Origin of the sequence: Candidatus Borrarchaeum sp., from assembly GCF_019058535.1 — an archaeon.
Taxonomy (GTDB): Archaea; Asgardarchaeota; Sifarchaeia; order Borrarchaeales; family Borrarchaeaceae; genus Borrarchaeum; species Borrarchaeum weybense.
In genome coordinates this window covers 1-21823 of the sequence record NZ_JAHPYX010000043.1, presented here as the reverse complement: position 1 = coordinate 21823, position 21823 = coordinate 1, and the positions used below count along the sequence as shown (strand labels likewise).

Below are 21823 nucleotides of genomic sequence, written 5' to 3'. Positions count from 1 at the left end.
GCTTTATCCGACTAGGATCCTCAATCTCATCCAATCGTCTAATGCGCCAACCAATCGGTGGATGAGGATCTAATCGAAGCCAGCCCAATAGAGAAAACGAGACTCTCCCCTTATGAACCAACTGCCTAAATCCTATTTTTCTCAAAGCATTTGCCAAAAGTTTTGGATCTTTCAAGTATATTGCACTTTCTAAATCGCACTTTGCCTCAAAAAATTTGCCCACAAAAAAGATCGTTCCAATAAGCACGATATAGTAAAGCAAGGACAAACTCTGAATTACATTTGCGAGTTGTGGAATGAACGTTACTATATATATCCGTCCCAAATATTCTAGAGACACAAGTAAAAATATAATGACTGGATCGTGCCCCTTAAGGTGGCTTAATTCGTGACCAACAACCTGAAGAAGGTCATCCTCTTCTAATTGGACTAAAGCGCCCGTAGTTACTAACATAGTCCCAATTCTTGAATTAAGACCAGTAGCTGCCGCATTAGCTGCTAATACATTACTTACGACTATCGTTGGAATTGATAAATTGAACTTTTTTGCCGCAGAGTTGACAAGATTATATAGATTTATCGTCTTGATAGAGAAATATGCGGGAGTACACTCTATTTCGTATTTCTGGAAAACGTCGTGAGCGACCTCACAACTTATTGGCTCGCCTACTGCTAACGTTTTGTCATAAATTTCCTTTCTAATTTTAGGAAGTGCTTTTTTGTGTCTTTTTCTTAAAATAATCGCTTCCTCTTCCGTCAAGGTATATTCAAGTATTGTAACTTCAGGGCGATCTTTCGTAATTTTCCAATCTGAAGTTACTGCGATTAATTTTCCAGCAAATGCAATTATAACTAATTCTGCCGCTACGATAACGATTGGGGCGATTAATGGGCCAAGCAGTGCAAATGCTATAAAAGCAATGGGGATAAAAAATATGAATATATTAACCATCGAATCGGTAAATAACTTCTGAAAGATGTTCCGCCCATGTCGTTCTTCTGTAACTTTTTGCCCTGGAATAAATGCTAAATAAAGCGTGAATTGTCTGGCATATTCTTCGAAGAATTGGACATTAATGAGAAGGTCATCATAAATTCTTTGTAAAAACGTATAGGAAATTGTGGGCCGACTAAGATTCATTATCACATGAATTGGATGACCTACTTCTGTACTAGTCTCTACCGTTACGTCAACATAATCAGATGATTTTGGTACAAATACCCTAAAAATAAGATAGTATCGTTTATCAATTTGAAATTTGCGCATATATTTAACGGCGCGAAACTCTTTGTGTTGTAGAACGTAATAATTTTCAAGAAATTCTGGAAGATGGCGCAAGTATCCAGGTGTAGTTTCAGTATCAATAAAAAAATGCCTTTCAGATTCTTGTTGAGTGAGTGTCATAAAACCCATGCTCCTTCAAATGATTTTACCCTCAAAAAATATGTCCAGAAATAGAATAGAAAATTATTTGTGTTTCGTTTACTGACAAATCCTCCATTTAAAATTATGTAACTCAACTTTGAAGTACGTCATTCACTTCATTTGCGTTAGCGCATAAAATAGACAATATTAAGTTATTCTGTGTTTTATATTATCCATGAACCAAGGCAAACGCTATAAATAATAATAAAACTATTATGATCACTATTGTCCTTCTTAATTCATAATCCCCACTATCAGTATCCACTTTATATGCCTTCAATAGATTTAGTGCATTTATATTTTCAAAAGCGTCTATTGCATAGCATCTTCCAGTTAGTTTCGTAATTCGAAATGTATAAATGGACAATGCAGAATTAAATTCTTAATTATATGTGTCTGTTATGTAACAGTAACAAAATATTATAAAAACGCGATTACACAGTAACTATAGTTAAATAGAGGTGTTAAAAGATATTTTACTAATTTTGGAATCATATAATTCACAAAAAAAATGCGGATTGTCTTACACTTCTTGATTTTGTTTGAAACATTATGGAATTTTGTAAAAAAATGATATATTAAAGATGAATAACTGAAGCGGGAAAAACAAATGATTGTAATTGAAATACCAGGCATGGAAAAAATTATGATTCAACAAATTATATGCGATCTTAACGGCACATTAGCCATGACAGGGCAGATTAGTAATGAGGTCAAAGCGAAATTAAAGATGTTAAAGAACAAGGTCAGAGTAATTATTGCTTCGTCAGATTCTCGGGGAAACTTGAAAGAAATAGGAGAAGAATTAGGAGTTGACACCTATCACTTGAAATTAGAACAACCAGAAGATGAAGAAAAGAAGGAACTGATCTTGCAATTAGGTGTTGAAAATACCGCAGCTATTGGCAATGGCGTTAATGATAACAAAATGCTTGAAGAAGCGAAAATCAGCATTGCTGTAATAGGGAGAGAAGGTGCAGCGTTCAAGACAATTAATGTTGCAGATATCCTAGTTACTGACCCAGCGTATGCGTTAGACTTGTTTCTTGATACTAATAAACTAAGATCAACATTGCGTAGATAATTGCTTTGAACTTTTACTTTTCTACTAAAATGATTTAATAAAGTTTGGTAAAAAAGATTTTGAGAAAAAACATAATGGAATAGAAACCTTCGCTGAAATAGAGATCAGAAAGAGCGTATAAGAGACAAATCAACTTTCAAATTCTTTTATACACCCTCTACTTTTTTTAGTTAGTCTTTCTTGTCGTAGAATTTCCTTAAAGGATTTTTTATAAATTTGTTAACGAGAGAATTACTTATTTTGCAGAGTGTAGCTCTATTCTTAAGGAAAATTAGTTAATGAATCTGAGATTTCATCAAGTTGTCAAATTTGAGCCAAGGCTTATTCATTTAGCGCTTTAGAAACGAGACTCTTACCAGCTTTCAGCAGCATTTTTAAAGTCTCTTTAGTGCTAGTTTCTCCATAGATTCTAAGAATGGATTCAGTTCCTGAAGGTCGGATGAGCAACCATCCTCCATCTTCCAAGATTAACTTTAACCCATCTATTCGATTCACCATCGACACCGCTATCCCAATAATCTTGTCAGGAATAGTCGAAGATAATCTTTCCATAACAACTTGTTTTTGCGTTTCTGGACATTGGACTTCATTTCTTCCACTACAAAATGATCCATATTCAGATTGCAATTCGTCAAACAATTGTGAGAGAGGTTTTCCAAGTTTAGCTCTCATTTCCGCTACTTTAATGCATGTAAAAATCCCATCTTTTTCAGATATGTGTCCCTTAAAACTAAAGCCACCACTTTCTTCCGCACCAATAATAACATCCTGTTCACGTAAATATTGTCCTACATACTTGAATCCAACAGGCACCTCATAAACAGGAAAACCATGCTTTTTGGCGATTTGATCGACGAAATGGGTTGTAGATACACTGCGAACGACTCCTCCTCTCTTGCCTATCTTGATGAGATAGTCATATAAAAGAGGTAGTAGTTGATTTGCTGCTAAATAAGTACCATCACTGTCAAAGACAGCCAATCGATCAGCATCACCATCCGTTGCTAAACCTAAATCAGCTTTAAGACTGACAACTTTACTCTTTAGGCTGACGAGAAACTCTGGAAGAGGTTCTGGGCGTGCGCCTCCAAAAGTAGGATCAAGGTCATCATGAATTATCGTGATCTCGCATCCTAAATCGCGCAAGATGTAATCTAGGTAGCCTCTGGCGGTTCCGTGCATTGGGTCAATAACAATTTTCAATTTTGCCTTCTTCATAGTTGCAAGATCTATCTGTTTTTCAACGAATTCGGTATACGGTATCTTGGGATCAATTGATTTGAAAAGATGTCTTTTTGTTCCTCTCTCGATAGAAGTCTCCTTTACTGTTTTGGCTTTAAGAACTTGGTCAATGTTTTTGGTAATTTCTTCAGTGATATCAGGTAAGGCAGGACCTGCATAGTCTGGAATATATTTAATGCCATTCCATTCTGGTGGATTATGTGAAGCGGTAATCATCACTGCGCCGCCTGCTTTTTCGTTGAGGACCTCAAAAGCTGTGACAGGCGTAGGTGCATCTCTTTCAGTGACGAATGTACTGATAGCATTCCCAAGCATTACCCTGCATACACCTTCTGCGAAATGTTGCGATCCCTTTCTTGTGTCGTATCCTACTATAATTCCTTTTCCATCTAAATTATGATTCTTCATATAATCTGCTATAGCTTGAGCGACAATTTTTACGTTAGTTAGTGTGAAATCTCGGTCTATAATGGCACGCCAACCATCAGTTCCAAATTGGATTGTGGTCACAGTTCTCACCGATTAAAAAGGATTTAACTTCAAGATCATTAGACATATTTTGCTAGCACACATAGTTCTAAAAACGAAAAATGTTATTTTAAATGAATGTGACTGGTGATTAACAGTCACAGACAGTTATTAATATGGAAATAGTTGATGTTATATGCATTTAAGTATAATATAAATTGTAAGAGGGTGAATCCATTAAGAATTGGTTTTTTTGTTTATGAGTATCCACCGAGAATTGTAGGCGGTTTAGGTACATATGCAGAATACATAACTCACGAATTCGTTGAGTTAGGTCACGATGTCTCTGTTTTTACGCTCAATACAGGCGATTTGAAGACAAGAGAGATCTTGAAGGGTGTAGAAGTCCATCGCCCTATAATTGCTGATGCAAGCAATGTTTTACCAATTTTTGTCACCGATGACTTAAAAAAATGGGGGACAAACATCCAATTCTTTAACGACATCTTTATTTATAATATTCTTAGTGCAACCAAATTCATCAACGAATTAATCAAGAAAGAAGACTATAAATTCGATTTAGTGTGCGTTCATGATTGGCTAAGCAGTATTGCTGGCATCATAATTAAAAACGAAACAAACATACCAGTTGTATTTCATGTTCACAGCACTGAGTGGGGAAGAAGCGGAGGACACGGCTCTGAAGTAGTTTCTCATTTTGAGTCAGCGACTTCCCAGTTCGCAGATCGCGTAATTACTGTTAGCCATGTAATGAGAGATGATCTTATTCGACATGGCTGGCCTGAAACAAAAATAAGTTCAGTCTGGAACGGTGTTGATCCAGAACGTTACAACCCTAATAAATATACTCCAGAGGCTATTGAAAAAATTCGAGGCAAATATGATATCAAAGAAAATGAAAATATGCTTTTTTTCTTAGGCCGACTAACATGGGTTAAAGGAGTGAGAAATCTTATTCAGGCTATGCCAATGATATTAAAGGAATATCCCCAGACAAAACTGGTAATTTTAGGTAAGGGAGAAGAACAGAAAGATATCACTGAGACGGCAAATCGACTCGGAATTAATGATAAGTTAGTTTGTCGTTTCGAATTTGTACCTGAAGACGAAAGAATCCTACATTACGCTGCTGCTGATGTCTGTATTTTTCCATCAGTTTATGAGCCTTTCGGCATAGTTAGCTTAGAGGCTATGGCTATGGCGAAGCCTGTTGTGGTTGGAGCCCATGGTATCGTCGGCTTCCGAGAACAGATTGTACCTTCGGGTCCTAGTCAAAATGGTATTCATGTGAACGGCGAGTACCCCGCAGACATCGCATGGGGTGTCAAAGAAGTATTGAAAGATAGTGAGAGAGCGAAAATATGGGGTGAAAATGGGCGTCAAAGAGTTCTGCAGTACTTTACGTGGAAGAAAGTAGCTGAACAAACCGTTCGAATATATCATGATCTTCAATAAGATCCTTAATAAAGTACTTGATGTTGCAAAGAAACAACTTTTCGGGCATTCAAAATCTTAAAATAAATAAAAGTTGATATATCTACAGGTACGCTTCTGTGACATATCTTCGCATCATCCGGTGGCTGTTAAAGTAATAAGCGATCTTTCCAATAGAATTCGTCATCAGATCCATCCATTCATCTCTCATTTTATAAAATGTAGGAATGATTATATATTCTAGTTTGGAATAAAGATCGTCCAATTCTCTGGTTCTTCTTTCTTTATCTCCAATAATTTCATCTGGCGGGGGACCTATAGACCAACCAGTAACTCCTTCAATGCAGCCTTCAATCCACCAGCCATCTAACACACTAAAGTTCATTACGCCATTATGTGCAGCTTTCATTCCGCTTGTCCCAGACGCCTCAAAGGGAGGTAGAGGCGTATTTAACCAAACATCAACTCCAGAGGTAAGCTTAGTAGCGATGTCTATATTGTAATTTTCTAGATACACGATAGTGATCTCATCTTTCAGTTGAGTCATGTAGTCATAGATTTTTTTAATCAGCATTTTACCACCCAAATCCTTAGGGTGCGCCTTTCCGGCAAAAATCAACTGTATTTTTCCTCTCTTATTTATTTTTTTTAGTCGCATCAAATCCGAGAAAAGTAACGTGGCTCTCTTGTACTCCGTAGCTCTCCTGGCGAATCCTATCGTCAATATGTCGATATCCAGTTCTATATCTGTTCTTTCTTTACAAAAGTTGAAAAGATCATTCTTTGCTAATAAATGAGCATCCCATAACTCATCATCTGGGATTGGATCAACCCTCACGAGAAGTTCAGGCTCATTCGCCCAACCCGGTATATACTTATCATACAGTTTTCTAAAATACTGGCAAGTCCACAAATATGAGTAAACACCATTAGTTATTGCACTGATATGGTATCCTGGAAAAAGCTTTTGCGAATAATTCATGTGGGCTGTAGTTACTCCGTTTACATGCTGACTTAGATTTAAAGCCAAAAGAGTCATATTAAGTCTATCCCGCCCCCCAAATTCCTTCAGAATTTCTAATGGATATTCGTTCTCCAATAATTCTTGAACGGTGTCATAAGAGAATTTATCAAATGCTGCTTCAACTGGTGTATGAGTAGTAAAAGCACATTGATTTCTTACCTTATCAGGGTTCATCCCATTATTTCTTAACAATTCCAAAGTGAGAAGGCTTGAATGACCCTCGTTCATATGATATTTCTTTATGTTTAAATTTAGTGCTTCAAGTATCTTTATGCCACCAATTCCCAGGACGATTTCTTGTTTTAATCGGTATTTATCGTCACCTCCGTAAAGATAGTCCGTAATTGCTCTGTCTTCAGGGGCGTTTTTCTCAATATCCGTGTCAAGGAACACTACTGGGACTACACCGCCCGTCAGGCTTTGATGCTCATAAAGCCAAGCCCTAATTCCTATATCTCTCCCCTTGATTCGTACCCTTACATCAGATGGCAGCAAGCTCATAAATTTTGAAGGATTCCACTCATCGGGAGATCCTATTTGTTCTCCTTTTTCAGTAATTCTTTGTTTTAGATACCCCTTCCTACTAACTAGTGTAACTGCAACTAAGGGAATTTTTAAATCAGCGCTGGAGCGTATTGTATCTCCCGCTAATACTCCTAAGCCCCCACTATAAGTAGGGATTTCGCTTTTTATACCAATTTCCATAGAAAAATATGCGATCCTGGGAGCTTCTAGAAAACCGTGCATACAACGCTCGTTGCAAAAGTAATATACTTTCCCCCAAACCTCAACCTTGAATTTTGATTTTTCGGGATCTACAGGCATTCCACAGAATGGATCTCTCACGACCATGAGACCACCTCTCAGCTCATAAAGAGTTGAAATTTTTTAAATTATTTTGGATTATGATGTTAGTCATAGTTCCTTTAGTTTATCAATACTTTGCAAACTTTGGTTAAAAGAATTAGTGTGTATCTATTGATAATAGCAAATAAGTCAATGGATTAATAGAAAGGAGCTCCGATTTGGTTGACGTTAAATAATCTAGCCTTCTTTCGAGAGAAAATTTCCTGTTAATTGATCTGCAAAGATTTAATTTTGTTTAAACTAAGTATTTAACCATGACTACTCTTTACCCGATTTCCCTTACGTGTCCAATTTGCGACAACCTCTTTACTAGCAATGAGATAGGAAGCTGTGGATATGGATCTAAGCGCACAGATTTTCGACCTAATTATTGGGGCTTTAATCCTGTGAGATTTTTTTACCATCTTTGTCCTAATTGTGGTTTCTGTGCGCCTAAAAAAATGTTTGATGCTAAAGTGGAAAATGCAGAATTGAGAAAAAAGATTAATGAAATGGGTTCTCTTTCAAGAAATTCGTTATCAAAAAAACTTGAACGCGCAATGTTATGCCTAGAAGCGATGAATGAATTGGAACTAACTAAGAAAGATGAATTTGCCCTTGCAAATAACTGGATAGATCCATACTGGTGGGCAGAAAGCAATGAAGAAGAAAAAAGATTTGGAGCGATTGTTTTAGACTACTTCGAAAAGGCGGTTGGTAAAGGACAAGTTCCTAGTGACCGGGGTTTTGCAACTAAATACTTAATGGCAGAGATAAACCGTAGAATTGGGAACAAAGAAACAGCAAATGAAATGTTTGACGAAGTAATTGCCTTAACTGAAAATAATAAAGATCAAAAATTTACATATAAACTAGCAATTCAACAAAAAGCAAAACCCAAAGAAAACCTTTGAGGAAATATTATGCAAGAAGAAATCCCCTTGGAATTGAAAAATGCAGTTGAATTTCATGGACACTTTTGTCCTGGAGTTGTTATAGGATACAGAGTCGCAATATTAGCCAGAAAGGAACTTAAACTTGATCGTAGTGGGGATGAAGAACTAGTAGCAATCGTGGAGAATGATACTTGCGCAGTCGACGCAATCCAGTACATAAATGGTACGACTTTTGGTAAAGGAAATCTGGTGTTTCAAGATCACGGTCTTCATGCCTATACGTTCATAGAACGGAATTCTGGGAAACAAATAAGAATCGAACTTAAAGCAGATGTTTTTCAAGAGGAATCAGAACAGAGACGTGAGATATTGCGAAAACAGAATCAGAACATACCTTTGACTGAAGAAGAAAACGCCGTATTACGAAAAGCTAGACAAGATATGCTGAAAAAACTGCTGACTATTTCCGATGATGAACTTTTCGTCGTCAAAAATGTTGATATCAAGATTCCAGAGCGTGCTCGGATTCTTAATTCAGTAAAATGTTCAAAATGCGGGCTCATGGTCATGGAAACTAGAGCAAGGGTTTTAAATGACAAATTTTACTGCATCCCTTGCTGGGAACGAGAACTTGCCGGTGAATGAGTTATCGGGAATCTTTTTGTAGTTGTTTGTCCGGTTTTAAAATATGATTCAAACAGAGTCAACATCAAAGACAAGATTGATTTCTTTTCTCCTAATTGGTACATTATCGATGTTCTTTGCAGAAATTTTTTCCGGTGCGTCTGCAACTCGGCTTTGGTTTATTGATCCCTGGTCGCTGATTGTGACATGGCCACTATATTTTGCTCATACAATATTTTTTCTCAATCTTGCCTTTCGAACAAAACGCACCTCAATGCATCAATTGTATCTGTGGGGTATGTTATTTGCTTTATATGAATCTTGGATAACTAAAGTTCTCTGGGCGGGTTATATCGGGCAGGATCCTATACTTGGTACTATAGGTGGAATTGCTATCCTTGAATTTTCGACTTTGGTGTTCTTTTGGCATCCTTTTTTAGCGTTTATTATGCCGATAATGGTGTTTCAAGTTTTTGTAACAGAAAACAAGAACTCTGAACAAATCACTACAGAAATTCTTCCAAATCATGCTAAATATCTTTATCCGAAGAGAAAAAATATCGTATTCATTATATTGTTAGTTATTATTGGTTCACTCTTTTTGTCGTTAAATACTGGTTATAATGTTCTACTGACAATTGGAGCATCACTCGGAACAGTAGTATTAATTGTACTTTTTACAAAACTAGCTCAAAGACAATCGTTTTCAATTCATTCTTTGCAACTTGGGAAAACGGGTTTTATTGTCACTATAGTATATCTGGCAATATTATACGTTGTTACTTTCTTCATTTTAGTTCCAGAACGAATTCCAGGTTTCTTACCGATCATTTTAATGATATTAATTTACCTGGCTATTATTTTACTTGTCAAGTTTAGCAAACCAATTGAGAATGAAATACCATTAAATGATTCGTACTTCAAAGAACGCTTATTCAATTTCAGAGATTTTCTTATCTATAGTGGTTTATTCGTGGGATTATCAGTAGTATTTTGTATTATTCCGCAACCATTCTTGATCATCTCTACAATTGCATTTCTTGCAATCTTTCTTTTTGGACCAGTAATCTTCATTTATATGACATATCGGGCATTAAGAGGATAATACAAACGCAATTTTATTGGTAGAGTTGTTCATTAGAACTAATGCCTAGATAGATATTATGATATAATCTCTTTTGCCTTTATTCAAAGAATAGTATTTGGGTGATGAGGGTGGTTTTCAACATGAACGGAAAAATTTGCATGATCACAGGAGCTAATTCTGGAATTGGGAAAGCAACAGCTCTAGGTTTGGCAGAAATGGATGCAACAGTGATTATGGTTTGTCGTAATCAAAAATGGGGAAAGGATGCAAGGGAAGAAATTCGTGAAAAAACAGGGAATCAATCAGTTGATCTGTTGATTGCCGATCTGTCATCACAAAAGGCTATGATACAGTTGGTCGCCGATTTCAAAAGTAAATATCAAAACCTCCATGTACTGATTAATAATGCTGGTGTTTTGCTTCAGAATCGTTCAGTGACGATAGATGGAATTGAAACAACCTTTGCAGTTAATTTCTTAGCACCATTCTTACTTACACATTTACTACTTGATACAATCAAAGCCAGTGCACCGGCACGGATTATTAATGTTTCATCCGCAACTCATACATGGTCTCATCTTAATCTTGACGATCTTCAAAATGAAAATAGATATGACGCATGGACAGCATACAGCCAATCTAAACTAGCCCTTATACTTTTTACTTATGAACTAGCCAAAAGACTAAAGCATACAAATGTTACTGTAAATTGCTTACACCCAGGCGTTATTGATACTAATATTGGATCAACTACTCATGTAGAACACCAGATATCCTCAAAATCTTTCAATAAACTTCGCAGGGGCGCAGAAACTTCGATTTTCTTAGCTACGTCTCCCGATGTCGAAAATGTAACTGGAAAATATTTCATAAGAAAAAAAGTAGCAAAGTCGTCAACAGAGTCATATGACGAAGTAATTGCTCAAAAATTATGGGACATTAGTGTAGAACTCACACAATTGGATAGCCACTAAGAAAAACTTCATATAGAATTAAAGATAAAATGATAAATTCACAATAAATAGGTAATGGAGCAAAATGATAATGGAAAAAATCAATATCGGAACTACAGCTTTTGTATATCCCATGCCAATGACGTTGGTTGGTGTAAACGTCGGAGGACGCCCCAATTTTATGGCTGTGGGGTGGATCAACAGATGCAATTACAAACCGCCACTACTTGTTGCAGGAATAAATAATCGGCATTATACATCAGAAGGTATTCGAGAGAACGAAACCTTCAGTGTAAACATTCCAAGCATTGAGATGATTGAAGAAACGGATTATTGTGGACTGGTTTCAGGAAGAAAAACCGATAAATCAGACCTTTTTGATGTATTTTACGGAGAATTGAAAACTGCCCCAATGATAAAACAATGCCGAATGAATATTGAGTGTAGACTTTTTGATATCCACGAACTTCCTACAAATAATTTGTATATTGGTGAGATAGTTGCAGCCTATACTGAGGAGAAATATCTCACCAAGGATGGCAAACCTGATATCAAAAAAATCAACCCATTCGTTTTAACCATGCCTGATAACAGTTTCTGGGCTGTAGGTGAATATTTAGGTAAAGCGTGGGGAATCGGCAAGAAATTAAAAAAGGAGTAAAATAAAATGAAAGTTGTGGCATTCAATGGAAGCGCACGTAAGGATGGAAACACCGCTATACTTATCAAGCATGTTTTCCAAGAACTTGAGAATGAAGGTATTGAAACTGAGATGATTCAACTAGCCGGTAAGAAAATCAATGGTTGTATCGCTTGCTACAAATGCTTCGAAAATAAGGATAAGCAATGCTCCGTAAAAAATGATATAGCTAATGAATGCATTGAAAAAATGCTTGATGCTGACGGCGTAATCTTGGGTTCACCTACTTACGTTGCAGACATAACTTCAGAAATGAAATCACTAATTGATCGTGCTGGATTAGTTGCAAGAGCAAATGATGATATGTTTAAGCGTAAAGTCGGTGCTGCAGTCGTTGCAGTTCGGCGAGCTGGTTCAATCCATGCCTTCGATTCTATAAACCATTTCTTCCTAATAGGGCAGTGGTTGGTTCCTGGTTCTAGTTACTGGAATATGGGAATCGGTCGCAACAAAGGAGAAGTTGAACAAGATGAAGAAGGTTTACGTACAATGAAGGTACTCGGTCAAAACATGGCCTGGTTGTTAAAGAAAATCCATGACTAATGAACTCCTAAGAGTTCTTGCTACTTTAAATGTGGATATCAAGGTGAAAGCTATGAGTTCAAACATAGACGCTTTTGGGGCTAAAGATACTCTTGAGCTCAATGAAAAAAAAATTACAATCTACCGTCTTAGCAAACTTGAAGAGATAGGGATTGGAAACGTTTCTCGTCTTCCTTATTCTATTAGAATACTATTAGAGGCACTCTTACGTCAGATCGACGGTCGAATTGTCACTAAAGAAGATGTAGAAGCACTAGCTAAGTGGAGTCCTGATAAAACACTTGAACGTGAGCTTCCTTTCATTCCGGCAAGGGTAGTTTTGCAAGATTTTACTGGAGTCCCAGCAGTAGTTGATCTTGTAGCCTTGAGATCAGCCATTAAAAGACTTGGTGGAAATCCTGCTAATATTAACCCTCTTATACCCGCAGATCTTGTAATTGATCATTCTGTTCAGGTTGATTATTTTGGCACATCATATGCCAGACAATTTAACGAGAAAAAGGAGTTTGAACGTAACCGCGAGCGTTATGCGCTCCTACGCTGGGCTCAGTTAAATTTCGATAACTTTCGAGTTGTTCCTCCTGGAAGAGGAATTGTACACCAAGTAAACTTGGAATATCTTGGCAAAGTTGTTCAGTTAAGAAATGTAAACGGTGAGTTAGTTGCCTATCCAGATAATCTTGTTGGTACTGATTCTCATACAACTATGATAAATGGCTTAGGGATTTTGGGTTGGGGTGTAGGTGGAATAGAAGCTGAGGCTGTTATGCTTGGTCAACCTTATTATATGCCAGTTCCAGAAGTAGTCGGTGTTAAGTTATATGGTGAATTAAAAGAAGGTGTAACAGCCACAGATCTTGTCCTTAGGGTTACTCAAATACTAAGGGAACATGGCGTTGTAGGCAAATTCGTTGAATTTTATGGATCAGGAGTCAGTAAGCTTAGCCTGCCTGACCGGGCTACCATCGCCAACATGTCACCAGAGTATGGCGCAACAATCGGCTTCTTTCCAATTGATGAAAAGACATTAGATTACCTTTTGTTAACTGGAAGGAAGAAGGAGCAAGTTGAATTAGTTAAACTATATGCCATTGAACAAGGCCTTTTTTTGACCGAGAATGCACCTGAGCCACTTTTCAGCGAAACATTAGAATTAGATCTAGGAACTGTAGAACCAAGCCTAGCGGGACCGAAAAGACCACAGGATCGCATACCTCTTGGCGAGATGAAGAACACATTTCTGGAAGCTATGGATAGAACTTTCGGCAAGAAAATAGAAATTAGGAAAGAGTTAGAAAACCATAACTATAAACGCTTGCTGGAGGATAATGTAAAAGATTACAGCGTAACAAGTCCAGTAGATCATTTCAAATCGTCTGATATTATTAATGGTTCAATTGTGATCGCGGCTGTAACATCATGTACAAATACTTCAAATCCTTCAGTAATGTTGGGAGCAGGACTATTAGCGAGAAAGGCAGTAAAACATGGGCTTAAGGTCAGCTCCCACGTTAAAACAAGCCTTGCGCCCGGTTCTCGAGTGGTGACTGACTATCTTAAAGAATCAGGACTCTTACCATACTTAGAAGCTTTGGGTTTCCACTTAGCAGGTTATGGATGCACAACCTGCATTGGTAACAGCGGGCCTCTTCCCGAAAAAATAGCAAAAACTGTTCAAGAAAATGATTTAGTAGTAGCTGCTGTTCTCAGTGGAAATAGAAATTTCGAAGGAAGGATACATCCTCTTGTTAAAGCAAATTATCTCGCCTCGCCGCCTCTAGTAGTTGCATATGCTATAGCAGGTACAATAAATATAGATCTAATAAGAGAGCCATTAGGTTATGATCCTAATAGTAATCCAGTATATCTCAAAGATATCTGGCCAACATCTGAAGAAATCCAAGAAATTGTGGAAAAAACTGTTGATGCCAAGATGTTTGACACACAATATTCTGAAATCTTTGAAGGTACACAACTCTGGAAGGAACTTGATGTTCCAGTAGGAAAACTCTATGAATGGGATCCAAATTCAACATATATTCAGGAGCCTCCCTTCTTTATTGATTTCCCGCTTGAGCCCCCTGAGAAAGATGATATTAAAGATGCTAGGTTACTTGCACTTCTAGGTGATACCATTACAACAGATCATATCTCCCCTGCAGGCGCAATTCCCTCTAATGAACCAGCGGGTTTGTATCTAATATCCCAAGGAGTTCAAATCGATGATTTCAATTCTTTTGGATCAAGACGAGGCAATCACGATGTGATGATGCGAGGCACATTTGGTAATATACGTCTCAGAAACAAAATGGTTCATGACAAGGAAGGCGGATGGACTTTATTTCAGTTAACTGGTGAGGAAATACCGATTTACGATGCTTCAATGCGTTATCAAGAGAAAAATTTACCGCTTATTATCATTGCAGGCAAAGAATATGGTACTGGAAGTTCTCGTGATTGGGCGGCTAAAGGCACACAACTTTTAGGGGTTGAAGCAGTAATAGCCGAATCTTTTGAGCGAATTCACCGAAGCAATTTATTAGGAATGGGGGTCTTACCTTTACAGTTCATGGAAGGAGAGAACGCCAATAAACTAGGTCTAAAAGGCGATGAAGTTTACGATATTTTAGGTATCAGGAACATTGAGCCAAAAGGAGAGTTAACTGTTATTGCTAAGGATAAGAAGGCAAATGAGATAAAATTTCAAGTTCTTATAAGATTAGACACGCCTATTGAGGTGGAATATTACTGTAACGGCGGTATATTGCATACAGTTCTAAGAAATCTGGTTAATAATAGTTAAATCCCTAGATCCTTAATAACATGAACTGGAAGATATTGTCCTTAGACAATATTTTCATCAACGAAACTCACTCCAAAGATTGGCCAGTTCTTGATAGAGTTCGGAGGTTGATGCACCAGTCCAATTAAAGATATCAAATATCAAACTGATTACCAGTGCAAACATAAGAATGGCCATTCCGATTAACATAACCTCTTCAATCAAAGGAGAACCTCGTTTATTCTGAAAAAACTTCTTTATCATTTAACACACCTTTCTCTATGTATTTAGTCTCCTTAAGAATTCCCATAATAGAGGTTTCTTATTTGTAAAATCTTTACAAGCTACATGCATGTAGATATAAAAACCTCACGACTTTTGTAATTCTTTCAGATCAAATTAAGGTTATCAAAAACTGAAGGAGAAGTCCCAGTACAAAAAGAATGAATCCGAATACAAGAAAAGGATAAACCCATGGAAAAATATGAGTGAAAAAAAAGCCAATAACCATACTAATTGAAAACGAGCATACTGGCAAGACTAAAACTGAAGGTGGAGTTATAGCCAACAATAACTCATTGAGAGATAGAAGCCAAAAAAGGATAAGTACAGGATAGGTTTCATGGAACCCCAAATTGAGACATCGTACAAATAACGGTAGATAAGCGAGAATTATAATTATGACATGAAGGATTAATCCTAATACTGCGTTTAGATATCTCATTTCTTGTCCTCAACTTTAACTGAAGATGATAATTGGAGTATATTATTAAGCCCCTCGATTTTTAACGAAATTCTCGTTCAATATGATTTAGATAATTCTGCAAATTTTTTGGTAGCTAATACTTTCACTGAGGACTCCATAAACTTAATTTGAGCTTTAGATAACTCATTTTCTTTTTAAAATAATCCTTATTTATAAAAAAGTCGTTGATCTTTTATAATTCATTAAAATTCAGTATTTGAAACGCTAAAACATAGTAATATTTTATGAGAGTTAATTATTACATTCAGGCGGACATTGGCCATGATTAAATGTTTTTTTGATGAAGTATGCAAATGTCTTTACTTTTTGAAATCTTTTACTCTTTTTTCTTTAGTTGAAGATCTTGAGGCTTGTTAAATGTTCATTAATATCGTACATTTGTTCATTATAGTAATTTCCTGCTTCTTTTTCTCTATATATGTTGTATTAAAACACTCAAGGTTTTCAGAGGGTTTGTTTAAGGAGAAAATGGAAGCGATCATTATTCATATGCTTTTTTTCACTTTTTGTTCAAGTTTTGCAATCTATTTTCTAGACTATTTCGTTTTCAAGAATGTACTTGCTCAATTTCCTTTTACTTCATTAAGTTTAGGATCCAAAATTTTCGATTATCCATTCGTTATTACTTTCGTCATTTTTGCTCTTATCAGTGTTCTTAGTGTTCGTATCTTTTCAGAGTACGAATTACATTCACTTGGTTCAAATAGAATCATTTTCCAGCGAAAGCTTCCATTGCCGAATTTTATTCGTAAATTTATGTGGCTATTTAGTATTTTTGCTTTCTTCATGTTTCCAGACAGATATTTCGTGATTCAAGCGTTAGAAATCAAAAGTCTGTCAAGGGAAGTTATGAACTATGCACAACGTCCCTCTATATTCCAAGATGTTTCAAAAAGCACAAATTTTCAAAAATATGAAAATGAAGATATCTCAGCATACCTAAAGAAGTGTAAACAAGGTGCACATGAGATTTCTATAAAAGAAGGAGGAACCGTCAAGATAAGACGATATGTTTTTGGAACAGGTAGAAGGGAAAACAAAGCAATAGAAGCAGCCCAATCCGCTCTTAATCGCATGAAAGGGAGTCTTGAATCGCTTTCATTTGAGGTTGAAAGTGAAATCGTGTCTGAAAAAGAATTATCAGCTTTTACAGTACTACCTAAATTCTTAAGACACGGACAAGACAGATCGGTGCTTTATGTTCAGGGAATCTCCCAAATAATATCATCTCATGATATTCGTCATGTTTCTATTATTGCTGTTGAAGGTCAACCTGAGAAAAAACCACACAGGGTAATAACACAACACGACCAATTTATCAGGCATTGTCTTAGTTTACAAGCAGAAATAAATTTCGTGACGAATTTCAAGAGTTTTAATATTCGTGAAAAAGAATTAGAACAACTAATAACGGATACAAACGACATTGCTTTAATTAATGAACCCGTGAACTTTTTTAAAAGCCAGAAAAAGCAGGAATCCTTAGAATATCTAAATGAAATGCAACCTGGATTTACTAAAGTATCGACTTATGTCTTAGTCTCTGCAAAAGATGAAGAAATATGTAGGCGTGTGACATTAAACATTGAAAATTCACTCAATACTATTTATTCAGGAGTTCATTATGGTATTAAAACGTCTATTTTAGAAGGTAGAAAACTTAGACGCGCATATAAACGTGCTGGAATGAAATTATCGATAGAAAATGAAACCAAGATGAATATATTTCACTTATCGCCGTTTACACATCTACCAGAGAAACCAGTACGTGGAATAGACAGCAATTTTATTCCAGAGTTTGAGATACCTCTTGAAGTGACTGACCTAGTTGAAGGAATAGAAATTGGGCATGTTGTTTCTAGAGATAAGATTTTACAGCCTTTAAAAGTTAAAATTGAAGATTTAAGACGCAATACAACAGTTATTGGGTTGATCGGAAGTGGAAAAACGTGTCTTACAAAAAATATTGTTCTATTGCTCTCAAGTGAATTCCCACTGATTGACTGGATTATTTTTGATTATAAATCTGAATACACACAATTGCTTCCTCTATTTCCACGTGAGATACAAAATGATATCCTAATATTTGCTCCAGGTTAAGAATATGCACCAATGCAGATAAATATTTTCGATCCTTGCGGATTTTCTCCTGAGGAACATGCAGACAGAGTATTTTCCCTCATACGTGAAGTTTATTCTACTATGTTTCAACAGGATATTGATCTTTCAGTACAAATGGAGCGCGTGCTTAAAGACGTTCTTGATGAATATATTGCAGATACAACAGCACGCCTCAACGGATTTAAAGGCTTTCTGAAAGCGCTTGATAACTATGCGATACAATACAAGAACAAGTTTTCATATTTGGAGAAGACAGTTACTGCATTGCAAAATCGTCTAAACAAGTTTATTCGAGGTGTACTAAAAGAAATCTTTGATGTAAGTAGATCGAACATATCTTTTGATGAACTCATTAAAAAGAAGGTTATTATTGATTTAGGTTTCCTTCAGTCTCAACGCGTTCCAAAGGATGATATTAGGTTTTTAATGAATATTTTAGTGCGCTTATATGGGGCTAATTCCATTAAGCGAGGGCTTCAGCAGCAGTTACGCAACTTAATTGTGGTAGAGGAATGTCAGTTTCTTGTTCCTGAGTTATATAGAAAACAGACGAGCATTGATGCAACACCAACTGAAGATCTTAGCATATTATTACGAGCATATGGAGTTGGTTTCGTCTTCGTAGGGACACGTCCTCTTTTCGCTGAGAACAGTCTAGCCAATAGTTACACTATCATTTCATTTCAATTGACAAAAGATGCAGAATTACTTCAAAAATACATGAACTTAGACGAGAGACAAGTTAACTATCTGAAGCGTATAAGATCACAGGAATGTCTGATTTTTTCACCTACATTGAAGCATCCAACACGTATACGTACAAACGACTTTAAGAGTAGCAATGTCGATGAGGAAGTAATCCGCGCACATAACCTATTGAATTATCCAAATTTGTACGCGAAAGTGACTTCTTGCACAAAAGAAAATGAAGGAATTCTAGCAAAAGCGGAAAAAACCATCTTTTCGGAGTGCACGGCAGAGGAATCTATGGAGTATTGGGACGATCTTAGCATAAAATCATACATGAAAAGTGATAGATCAACACATAAAACTGCCATGAATGAAGGAGGGAATGTTTAATGGTAGTAGAAACATTGGTAAAAAAAGTCTCTAGCGGGTGCAGATGGGAATTAATTCAAAGCTTCTGCTTTGATGAAGACACATTCTTGTGTTTAATTCGAGGCTGTGGTGATAAATACTTTCTTTTTATTTCTGAAGAAACAAAAATTAATGATTTTTATGAATTTGAGGAACTAAAAACTGCCGAGGAACACTTCTCTAGTTTGTTTAACGAAATATCTAAAGAAAAACAAGTAGAAAGAATCATTCTTTCTTGATAACCTGGTAGCAATATTTTTTGGAATTTGTATTATTTAACAAGTTTTTCAAGATTTACTAAATCTATTCCTAGAAAGAATTCATATAATTCTTTTAATGAGAGTTTAATACCTTTCGAACAATCTCTTAATAATAGGGCCTTTATCGTGTCTGTTAATGCTCGTCTACCTTTTACTTTAAAAAAATACCTAGAAAGTTCTTTAGGAAGCTCAAATTGATCGATCTCTGCTTTAGACGAGTGTACTTTTGCAAATAGTATCTCAACACAAGCCTTATTCTTCTTTAAACCTCTACAGAGGATAGTAGTACACAATGATTCTTGAATTTGTGTAAGTGTTGTTAAGGTGAGTGGTAGTATTGTCTTGCTTTTATACAAGGAGATCAAACGCTGTGGTGAATTAAGCACTTGAATATAGTTTTTGTGTTTTCGCGAGATTCGAATTGATGTACCGTTCGTGATCCCTAAGGGTGCAATCCAATGTTTTTTCAAATCTTTTTCTTTTACAAGTGAGATGGAAAAGCCTCTCATATTCAAACTGCCAGCTAAACGTTCTATAAAATTTCTTTGATTGGGTGGTAAAACTAATGTCATAACTAAATAGAATCTCGCATTAATTTGGATCATTTCAATAGAAAAGACAGTATTCTTATCTATTGAAATTTGGGTGAGAAAAGTTTCAAAAAAGCGAGTGATATCTAGATCCTCAAAAGGTATTCGAATGAAGAACATAGATTTACGTAATTGCGTGAACATGAGCTCAATTTCATTAGTTTCTATTTTTTGAAATAAATCCAAAGGCTTGGTTACAAATTTTTTAAATTTTGTTAATTTATTCGATTTTTGAGCTCTATTCAAGCTTTGTAGTTCTAAAGGTATCCTCTGAGGGTGAATTTTCAATTGGAATTCCAAATCCGGTGCCGTTTCTTTAAGTTGTACAAGTAACTCTTCAAGGTGATGAGGCTCAGCATTCGAATTAGTTATTAGTTCTTGAGCAAAGGTAATAGCCGAAGAAGTTGATATTTCATTGTCTATGCAGAGAAGTAGAACATCAGTAACATGTGTGGCGTCTATAACGTGTTTTTGGCGAGCAATGACGATTCGTTCTTCATTTTTTTCGAGAGTATCCATTTCAGTTCCTGAAATGCCAACATAAAATTGTGCAAGATATTCAGGATCTTCTAGGGGTCTTATACTATTTACATTTTGCTCATACACGCTTTTAAAAGCGATATATGGTCCCATTGCAAGATCAAATTTGAGTAAAACTACAGCCGTGATGCCACATTCTCGTAAAAAACTATGAGTCTCTAAATCGATATTCTCTTCTTTAATTATGGCTCTCACAATTCCCGCCTCATCAAAATAAGATTTTTATCAATTTTCGGCTGTAAAGTCCACGAACTCATTATTATTCATTAAAAAGTATATTGTCTACTATTTAAGCACCACAATTTTCTTTGAAGGCAATAGCACTTCATACACAAACTTCTGTTCACTCAAAGGAAAAAATAATTGATTTCTAATGCTGAAACGCTTTTAGTTCATCAATTACAGCATTATCATTTTAATGCGGATGAGGACTCTGATCGTTCCCAGAATTCTATTAATTCACGAATGACTCTGACTTTTATGTCATCTGTTAACTGATAGATTTTTATTCGTCCAAATGCTTTTTCTTCTACAATTGCGATGGATTTAAAGTAATCAAGATGTTGAGTAACAGTGGCATGGTTAAGTTGCGCTTTTCGTACGATCTCAGAGATGTTTAATTCATCGTAAAGGGTTAAAATCTTTAGAATTTTAATTTTTCCTTTTGAAGAAAGCACTTCTTCTATAGGTGGAAATGGTTCTTGTTGAGTAAGAATATTTGACAAATCAAGCGTCATTTCTTATATACTCCCTTATTTTTAATACTCTTTTAGATTATTTTGAAGTTCTTTTTCGAGTAGGGACAGTGGTGCATCTGGCAATCCAATTAAAGTGGTTTTACCACGTATACCTTTGCTTGAGATCTTAGTTGTGATAATGCCCAATTGTTCAAGTTCTTTAATGTATTCCCACAGTTGGGTATGTTTTCGTGGAGTTTCATCATATTCTTCGCAGATAACATTGTAGTTGATTTCAACATCTCCTGTGGTCGTATAGGCGGCTTCGTGTTTTTTCAATTGGCGGATAATAGCCAATAATACTAATTGCTGATGTGGTGACAATTCATGAAAGAAATCTTTTCTAACGCGCGGATGAACATCAGCTTTGGCCAGTCGAGCATGCTCTGGAAGAATAGAGGGGACTCTATCACGGTCAGCATATTTTCCGGCGCGCCATAAGAGTTCCAGAGCAAAACGAGCATCACCTCGTTCACTGGCAATATCGGCAATGAGATTGAGAACCTCAGAATTGACTGCGTAGTCAAACAATGCTTCAGTTGCCCGCTCCTGTAGAATATCCACAAGTTGAGAAGCAGAAT

19 protein-coding genes and 1 pseudogene are annotated in these 21823 nt (G+C 36.2%); 12 read left to right on the top strand and 8 right to left on the bottom strand.

Features of this window, described 5'->3' with window-relative positions:
* Window positions 1-1405 (bottom strand): M56 family metallopeptidase (locus QVB70_RS02405; protein WP_287582995.1); only part of this gene is annotated, 1405 nt, incomplete at its 3' end.
* 631 nt (window positions 1406-2036) lie between these two features.
* Here QVB70_RS02405 and QVB70_RS02400 point away from each other — a divergent pair.
* On the top strand, window positions 2037-2510 hold the full coding sequence (locus tag QVB70_RS02400; RefSeq protein ID WP_287582993.1) for an HAD hydrolase family protein: 474 nt from the start codon (window positions 2037-2039) through the stop codon (window positions 2508-2510).
* Window positions 2511-2831: 321 nt separating this feature from the next.
* Here the strand turns inward: QVB70_RS02400 and QVB70_RS02395 are convergent, their stop codons facing one another.
* Window positions 2832-4262 carry a phosphoglucomutase/phosphomannomutase family protein gene (locus QVB70_RS02395; RefSeq protein ID WP_287582991.1) on the bottom strand — a complete coding sequence of 477 codons (1431 nt, stop codon included), beginning with the start codon at window positions 4260-4262 and terminating at the stop codon, window positions 2832-2834.
* 186 nt (window positions 4263-4448) lie between these two features.
* On the opposite strand from QVB70_RS02395, the gene QVB70_RS02390 reads away from it, so the two are divergent.
* A complete protein-coding gene (locus QVB70_RS02390; protein ID WP_287582990.1) occupies window positions 4449-5696 on the top strand; it encodes a glycosyltransferase family 4 protein in 1248 nt (415 codons plus the stop codon).
* Between the two features lie 82 nt (window positions 5697-5778).
* On the opposite strand, the gene glgP is transcribed toward QVB70_RS02390, so the two are convergent.
* Window positions 5779-7551 (bottom strand): alpha-glucan family phosphorylase, encoded by a 1773-nt coding sequence (gene glgP, locus QVB70_RS02385; protein WP_287582988.1) that lies wholly within the window; start codon window positions 7549-7551, stop codon window positions 5779-5781.
* 269 nt (window positions 7552-7820) lie between these two features.
* On the opposite strand from glgP, the gene QVB70_RS02380 reads away from it, so the two are divergent.
* From QVB70_RS02380 to acnA, 7 genes are all read left to right on the top strand, one after another.
* A complete protein-coding gene (locus tag QVB70_RS02380; protein WP_287582986.1) occupies window positions 7821-8459 on the top strand; it encodes a DUF2225 domain-containing protein in 639 nt (212 codons plus the stop codon).
* A 9-nt stretch (window positions 8460-8468) separates the two neighbouring features.
* Entirely contained in the window at window positions 8469-9086 is a 618-nt protein-coding gene (locus QVB70_RS02375; RefSeq protein ID WP_287582984.1) for an FmdE family protein, read from the top strand.
* 43 nt (window positions 9087-9129) lie between these two features.
* Window positions 9130-10170, top strand: a complete 1041-nt coding sequence (locus QVB70_RS02370) for a hypothetical protein (RefSeq protein ID WP_287582982.1) — start codon at window positions 9130-9132, stop codon at window positions 10168-10170.
* A 122-nt stretch (window positions 10171-10292) separates the two neighbouring features.
* Window positions 10293-11126, top strand: a complete 834-nt coding sequence (locus QVB70_RS02365) for an SDR family oxidoreductase (protein WP_287582981.1) — start codon at window positions 10293-10295, stop codon at window positions 11124-11126.
* Window positions 11127-11196: 70 nt separating this feature from the next.
* Window positions 11197-11766 (top strand): flavin reductase family protein, encoded by a 570-nt coding sequence (locus tag QVB70_RS02360; RefSeq protein WP_287582979.1) that lies wholly within the window; start codon window positions 11197-11199, stop codon window positions 11764-11766.
* A 6-nt stretch (window positions 11767-11772) separates the two neighbouring features.
* Window positions 11773-12348 carry a flavodoxin family protein gene (locus QVB70_RS02355; RefSeq protein ID WP_287582978.1) on the top strand — a complete coding sequence of 192 codons (576 nt, stop codon included), beginning with the start codon at window positions 11773-11775 and terminating at the stop codon, window positions 12346-12348.
* 52 nt (window positions 12349-12400) lie between these two features.
* Window positions 12401-15151, top strand: coding sequence for an aconitate hydratase AcnA (gene acnA / locus QVB70_RS02350; protein ID WP_287582976.1), 2751 nt, complete (start codon window positions 12401-12403; stop codon window positions 15149-15151).
* A 57-nt stretch (window positions 15152-15208) separates the two neighbouring features.
* On the opposite strand, the gene QVB70_RS02345 is transcribed toward acnA, so the two are convergent.
* Together QVB70_RS02345 and QVB70_RS02340 are read right to left on the bottom strand one after the other, a co-directional pair.
* Window positions 15209-15394 (bottom strand): hypothetical protein, encoded by a 186-nt coding sequence (locus QVB70_RS02345; RefSeq protein ID WP_287582974.1) that lies wholly within the window; start codon window positions 15392-15394, stop codon window positions 15209-15211.
* A gap of 130 nt (window positions 15395-15524) precedes the next feature.
* On the bottom strand, window positions 15525-15854 hold the full coding sequence (locus QVB70_RS02340) for a hypothetical protein (protein ID WP_287582972.1): 330 nt from the start codon (window positions 15852-15854) through the stop codon (window positions 15525-15527).
* 510 nt (window positions 15855-16364) lie between these two features.
* Between QVB70_RS02340 and QVB70_RS02335 the strand changes: the two genes are divergently transcribed.
* The 3 genes from QVB70_RS02335 to QVB70_RS02325 are packed head-to-tail and all read left to right on the top strand — an operon-like array spanning window position 16365 to window position 19354.
* Window positions 16365-17996, top strand: coding sequence for a DUF87 domain-containing protein (locus tag QVB70_RS02335; RefSeq protein WP_287582971.1), 1632 nt, complete (start codon window positions 16365-16367; stop codon window positions 17994-17996).
* 12 nt (window positions 17997-18008) lie between these two features.
* Window positions 18009-19097, top strand: coding sequence for a hypothetical protein (locus QVB70_RS02330; protein ID WP_287582969.1), 1089 nt, complete (start codon window positions 18009-18011; stop codon window positions 19095-19097).
* Window positions 19097-19354, top strand: a complete 258-nt coding sequence (locus QVB70_RS02325; RefSeq protein WP_287582967.1) for a hypothetical protein — start codon at window positions 19097-19099, stop codon at window positions 19352-19354. Before QVB70_RS02330 ends, QVB70_RS02325 begins: the two co-directional genes overlap by 1 nt.
* Before the next feature lie 32 nt (window positions 19355-19386).
* Here the strand turns inward: QVB70_RS02325 and QVB70_RS02320 are convergent, their stop codons facing one another.
* From QVB70_RS02320 to QVB70_RS02310, 3 genes and pseudogenes are all read right to left on the bottom strand, one after another.
* On the bottom strand, window positions 19387-20700 hold the full coding sequence (locus tag QVB70_RS02320) for a hypothetical protein (RefSeq protein ID WP_287582966.1): 1314 nt from the start codon (window positions 20698-20700) through the stop codon (window positions 19387-19389).
* Between the two features lie 215 nt (window positions 20701-20915).
* Window positions 20916-21242 carry a winged helix-turn-helix domain-containing protein gene (locus QVB70_RS02315; protein WP_287582965.1) on the bottom strand — a complete coding sequence of 109 codons (327 nt, stop codon included), beginning with the start codon at window positions 21240-21242 and terminating at the stop codon, window positions 20916-20918.
* Window positions 21243-21263: 21 nt separating this feature from the next.
* Window positions 21264-21823 (bottom strand): annotated as a pseudogene (locus tag QVB70_RS02310) (orc1/cdc6 family replication initiation protein); the annotation flags it as partial.

What these genes read in the sequence shown, in the direction of transcription:
- QVB70_RS02400 (WP_287582993.1), top strand. Translation starts at nt 2,037, where the DNA reads ATGATTGTAATTGAAATACCAGGCATGGAAAAAATTATGATTCAACAA.
- glgP (WP_287582988.1), bottom strand. Translation starts at nt 7,551, where the DNA reads ATGGTCGTGAGAGATCCATTCTGTGGAATGCCTGTAGATCCCGAAAAA.
- QVB70_RS02380 (WP_287582986.1), top strand. Translation starts at nt 7,821, where the DNA reads ATGACTACTCTTTACCCGATTTCCCTTACGTGTCCAATTTGCGACAAC.
- QVB70_RS02375 (WP_287582984.1), top strand. Translation starts at nt 8,469, where the DNA reads ATGCAAGAAGAAATCCCCTTGGAATTGAAAAATGCAGTTGAATTTCAT.
- QVB70_RS02370 (WP_287582982.1), top strand. Translation starts at nt 9,130, where the DNA reads ATGATTCAAACAGAGTCAACATCAAAGACAAGATTGATTTCTTTTCTC.
- QVB70_RS02365 (WP_287582981.1), top strand. Translation starts at nt 10,293, where the DNA reads ATGAACGGAAAAATTTGCATGATCACAGGAGCTAATTCTGGAATTGGG.
- QVB70_RS02360 (WP_287582979.1), top strand. Translation starts at nt 11,197, where the DNA reads ATGGAAAAAATCAATATCGGAACTACAGCTTTTGTATATCCCATGCCA.
- QVB70_RS02355 (WP_287582978.1), top strand. Translation starts at nt 11,773, where the DNA reads ATGAAAGTTGTGGCATTCAATGGAAGCGCACGTAAGGATGGAAACACC.
- acnA (WP_287582976.1), top strand. Translation starts at nt 12,401, where the DNA reads ATGAGTTCAAACATAGACGCTTTTGGGGCTAAAGATACTCTTGAGCTC.
- QVB70_RS02345 (WP_287582974.1), bottom strand. Translation starts at nt 15,394, where the DNA reads ATGATAAAGAAGTTTTTTCAGAATAAACGAGGTTCTCCTTTGATTGAA.
- QVB70_RS02340 (WP_287582972.1), bottom strand. Translation starts at nt 15,854, where the DNA reads ATGAGATATCTAAACGCAGTATTAGGATTAATCCTTCATGTCATAATT.
- QVB70_RS02335 (WP_287582971.1), top strand. Translation starts at nt 16,365, where the DNA reads ATGGAAGCGATCATTATTCATATGCTTTTTTTCACTTTTTGTTCAAGT.
- QVB70_RS02330 (WP_287582969.1), top strand. Translation starts at nt 18,009, where the DNA reads ATGCAGATAAATATTTTCGATCCTTGCGGATTTTCTCCTGAGGAACAT.
- QVB70_RS02325 (WP_287582967.1), top strand. Translation starts at nt 19,097, where the DNA reads ATGGTAGTAGAAACATTGGTAAAAAAAGTCTCTAGCGGGTGCAGATGG.
- QVB70_RS02315 (WP_287582965.1), bottom strand. Translation starts at nt 21,242, where the DNA reads ATGACGCTTGATTTGTCAAATATTCTTACTCAACAAGAACCATTTCCA.